Genomic DNA, 4,027 nt, shown 5'->3' on the forward strand with positions numbered 1-4,027 from the left:
GCGGCCAGGTGGTAGACCTCGTCGGGCCGCACCTCTTGCAGCAGGCCCACCAGCCGCGTGCCGTCGGTCAGATCGCCGTAGTGCAGGAACAGCCGCACACCGGGTGCGTGAGGGTCCTGGTAGAGGTGGTCGATTCGCCGCGTGTTGAAAGTCGACGCCCGCCGGACGAGACCGTGGACCTCGTACCCCTTCTCCAGCAGTAACTCAGCGAGATAGGAACCGTCCTGACCGGTGATACCGGTGATGAACGCCTTCTTGTCTGTCACCGCGCACTCCACTACTGGGCGTAGACCTGGGAACGTCCCCCAGCGTAGGGAAGCGAAGGCGAATTGCCCGGTATTGCAGTTATGTTTCCGCTTTTCGGTCGGGCGCCGCGTGGGGTTGCGTCCGGTTCAACGGCGGTTGCGCGCGAGGAGACCGAACGTGGTGGGAGGGCAGAAGCGTTCTCCCAGGGCCTGCAGTGCTCCCGACTGCGTCGACCAGTAGCGTTGCAGCGTCACCTCCTGAAAAGCCGGTGCCAGGATCTCCTGGAGGGCCGCCTCGTCCACTCCCTGACGTACGACGTGGTACTCCGACATGTCCGCCTCGTTCGACTCGTCGTAGTGGCCGCGCAGGCGGCGCGCCCTGGTGGCCAGACCCCGGCGCAGCTGCCCCTGACCGAGCCGCCACAGCAGATAGGCTGCGCGGTCCGCGTTCATGGACAGTTGCGACCGGCGCGGATACCACAGGGGATCCTGCATGCTGAGGAACGCGCCGCCGTGAGCCACACGGCCGATGAGATGCTCCACGGCGCCCAGGTAATCCGGGATGTGGTGCAGTACGGAGATGCACACGACGGCGTCGACCGGCTCGCAGCGGAAGATCTCCTTCCCCTCGGGGTCGTGGGTGACGGTGACGTGCTGGGACCCGCGGAATCGGTGCCGCAGGACGGCCACGCTGGGGGCGCTCATCTCCGTGACCTCGACCCGCGCCCCGGCCGCCACCAGATGGTCGGTGAAGGTTCCGTGCCCGGCGCCGATCTCCAGGACCCGGCACTGGCCACCGCGTTCGGTGATCTCTCCCACGAGCGTGTGCACCGCCGAGATCACGCGTTCGCGGACGCTGTGATGCCGGATGTGGGGGGAGCCTTTCGCGTAGTCGTGCCCTTCGCCGTGCGCACGTTCCTGAAGTTCCCCGACCGAGGGACGGTGCAGCATGTCTGTCATGCGGGGATGCTATTGGCGGTGACGGCTTTCCCGCCCCGGGCTCCGGTGTGCGGATTCGCGGTTCACGCGTCCGGCCGTAGAACGCCTGGCGGTTCATCACAGAAGCGAGCGGTAGACATCGCTCGTCTGCCGGGCCGTGCTTTCCCAAGAGAACGCGCACGCCCGTTCGCGGCCGCGTCTTTCCAGCTCCTCCCGAACGGAGGTGTCGAGCAGCCGGCGCAGTGCGTGGACGAGGTCGTCGGCTTCACGGGGGTCGAAAAGCAGGGCGGCGTCCCCCACGACTTCCGGAATGGAGGCGGCCCGCGCGGCCACCACCGGAACCCCTTCGGCCATGGCCTCCAGCGGCGGAAGTCCGAACCCCTCGTAGAGTGACGGGTACACCAGCCCCAGGGCGCCCCGGTAGTAGCGGGAGAGGGTGGCGTCGTCCGCGACGGTGAAGGTGACGCGGGCCGTCATGCGACGGCTTTCCAGAAGGGCTTGTTCCTCCCGGGTAGCAGGTCCTCCTCCGGAGCACACGAGTCGCAGATCTCTCAGCCGTGAATCCCGAAGGGCCTCCACGACGAGCCGCCAGTTCTTGTAACCGCTGCGGTTGCCGACATACAACACGTAGTCGTCCGCCCGCCGTTGCGTGCGGGCCGGGGGAACGCGTACGCCGAGGTGGATGACCGAGATCTTCTGCTCCGCGACGCCGAGCAGGGACACCAGGTCCCGTGCCGTCGCGTGGGAGATCGCGATGATCCGGTCGGCTCGCCGGGCCCAGTGCCGCTGGCGCTCGGCCGTCGTGTCGTTCGGGAACTGACCGGGGTACTTGTGGTGGATCAGGTCGTAGAAGGTGCAGACGTGAGGTCGCCGACCCGATGCCTCGGCCGAATAGTACGTGGGGTGCACGATGTGCGCGGACCGCTGGGCGGCGGCGTAGCACCTGAACGCCTGACCGCTCAGCAACAGCCGGGTTCGCACGGGGAGCCTGCCCAGCCGCGTTCGTTCGCCGCAGATGTAGGCGTTGTCGTGCAGACCGGAGAAGAGACGTGCGTCGACGCCCAGTTCGAGGAGCCCGGTGTGGAGTTCCGCGAAATACCGGCTGACGCCGCCGAAGCGCTGAGTGACGAATGCATCCGGAGAGAACAGGACGCGCATCTGAGGTGGTTCCTCCCGGAGGGGGCATGCGGCGTCCGGTCACTGTATGCGCGACACGACGGGCGAACGGTCACGACACGGCACTCGGGTGCCGACACTGAAGGAGGAAGCCGTCACCGTGGCTGCCGTGTCCTGACCGTCCTACCCCGGGATGTGCCGTGAACCAGATTCCCGGCCGCTGGCGGAGAATCCTCGCCACCGGAGCCACGACGGTGGGCGCACGAGGTGCTTCCCTCCTCGTCAACCTGCTGGTCCTGCCGGTCGTCAGCCGTAGCCTCGGAAAGGAGGAGTTCGGTCTCTGGCTGAACCTCACCAGCACCTTCACGATGCTGTCCGTACTCGACTTCGGGGTCGGCCTCGCGGTGATGGGACAGGTGTCCGAAGCCCGTGGAGCCGACCAGGGTGCCTCGACCCGCCGAGTGGTGACCACGGCCCTCGTCCTGCTGACCGGCGCGGCGGTGCTGCTTGTGGTGTTCTGCGGCCTGTTCGCGTTCACCCTCGACTGGAACGGCCTCCTGGGAGCGGACCGGGTGCCCACCGCCGTCGTCGACCAGTTGGTCCTCGCGGTGGGTGTCACGGCCGCACTCAGCCTGCCCCTGACGGTGGCGGGCCGGGTGTACTACGCCCTTGGGCGAGGCCATGTGGCGGCACTGTCCACATCCGTCGGCGTCCTGGCGCAGGCGGTGGCCCTCCTGACCGTCGCGGCCCTCTGCCCGGATCTGCGCTGGTTCACGGCCGTGTATCTCGCCACCTCCCTGCTCGCCGGTCTCGTCCCGACACTCCTGCTGGCCGCACGGATCCGCGATGCCCGGCCCCGGCTGCGCGACGTGGACCGGGACACGTGCGGCCGGCTCGGCCGCGAGGGCGCGCAGCTGTTCTTCCTGACGCTGATGGGGATCGTGTCCTTCAAGTCGGACTCGCTCGTCATCGGGCACTACCTCGGCGCGGACCAGGTCGCCGCATACGTGCTCCCGTTCACCGTGTACGCCGCGGTGCCCACGGTCGCCGGAGCGTTTCTCACGCCCCTGTGGGCGAGCTACCGGGAGGCGTGGGCACGCGGCGACCAGGCATGGGTGCGCAGTGCGTACCTGCGTTCGGTGGGGCTGTTGACGGCTGCCGGTGCGGTGGCGGCGAGTGCCCTCGTGCCGGTCACCCCGTGGCTCCTGCGCGGGTGGGTCGGTGATCACGCGGCCATTCCGTCCTCGGGCCTGCTGGCGGCACTCGGGGGTTACGCCGTCATCATGTGCACGACCACCGCGGTCGCCGTGTTCCTCAACGGTGCCGGGCAGTTGAGGCCGCAGCTCGCCGTAGGGGCCGTCATGACCGTGGTGAACGTGGGGGCGTCGGTCTGGTCCGTGCACCGCTTCGGGCTGTCCGGGCCGCTGTGGTCCACGGTCCTCACGCAGACGCTGATCGTCCTCGTGCCATCCATGGTGGTCGCCCGCCGACGGCTGGCGCATCCTCGCACCGTGCTCCCCGAAGCACTGCGCACCGCCGGCTGAGCCGCCGCCCTCTGCGTCGCGGGTCAGCCCGGCAGGGGAGAACCGGCCGCCGTCCCCAGAGCGCCGCCCGGTACGGCGGCGAGGGCGGCGAGTTCGGCGTCGACCATGAGGCGGGCCAGTTCGGGGGCGTGGGTGGTGGGTTTCCAGCCGAGGACGCGGTGGGCCTTGGAGGCGTCTCCGACG

Annotated in this window: 4 protein-coding genes; 1 reads left to right on the top strand and 3 read right to left on the bottom strand. The window is 68.9% G+C overall.

What is annotated here, in order from left to right; translation table 11 throughout:
- The 3 genes from ACFV1W_RS40240 to ACFV1W_RS40250 form a co-directional block, all read right to left on the bottom strand.
- A partial coding sequence (locus tag ACFV1W_RS40240; RefSeq protein WP_380422495.1) for a GDP-mannose 4,6-dehydratase occupies positions 1–266 on the bottom strand: 266 nt, incomplete at its 3' end.
- Positions 267–392: 126 nt separating this feature from the next.
- The gene (locus ACFV1W_RS40245) at positions 393–1,205 is read right to left on the bottom strand and encodes a class I SAM-dependent methyltransferase (protein WP_380422497.1); all 813 of its coding nucleotides are present in this window, start codon (positions 1,203–1,205) and stop codon (positions 393–395) included.
- Between the two features lie 96 nt (positions 1,206–1,301).
- On the bottom strand, positions 1,302–2,342 hold the full coding sequence (locus ACFV1W_RS40250; RefSeq protein WP_380422499.1) for a glycosyltransferase family 4 protein: 1,041 nt from the start codon (positions 2,340–2,342) through the stop codon (positions 1,302–1,304).
- 158 nt (positions 2,343–2,500) lie between these two features.
- Here ACFV1W_RS40250 and ACFV1W_RS40255 point away from each other — a divergent pair, with 158 nt between their 5' ends.
- On the top strand, positions 2,501–3,844 hold the full coding sequence (locus ACFV1W_RS40255) for a lipopolysaccharide biosynthesis protein (RefSeq protein WP_380422501.1): 1,344 nt from the start codon (positions 2,501–2,503) through the stop codon (positions 3,842–3,844).
- Positions 3,845–4,027: the final 183 nt, after the last annotated feature.

Origin of the sequence: Kitasatospora sp. NPDC059648, from assembly GCF_042734825.1 — a bacterium.
In the GTDB taxonomy this organism is placed as follows: Bacteria; Actinomycetota; Actinomycetes; order Streptomycetales; family Streptomycetaceae; genus Kitasatospora.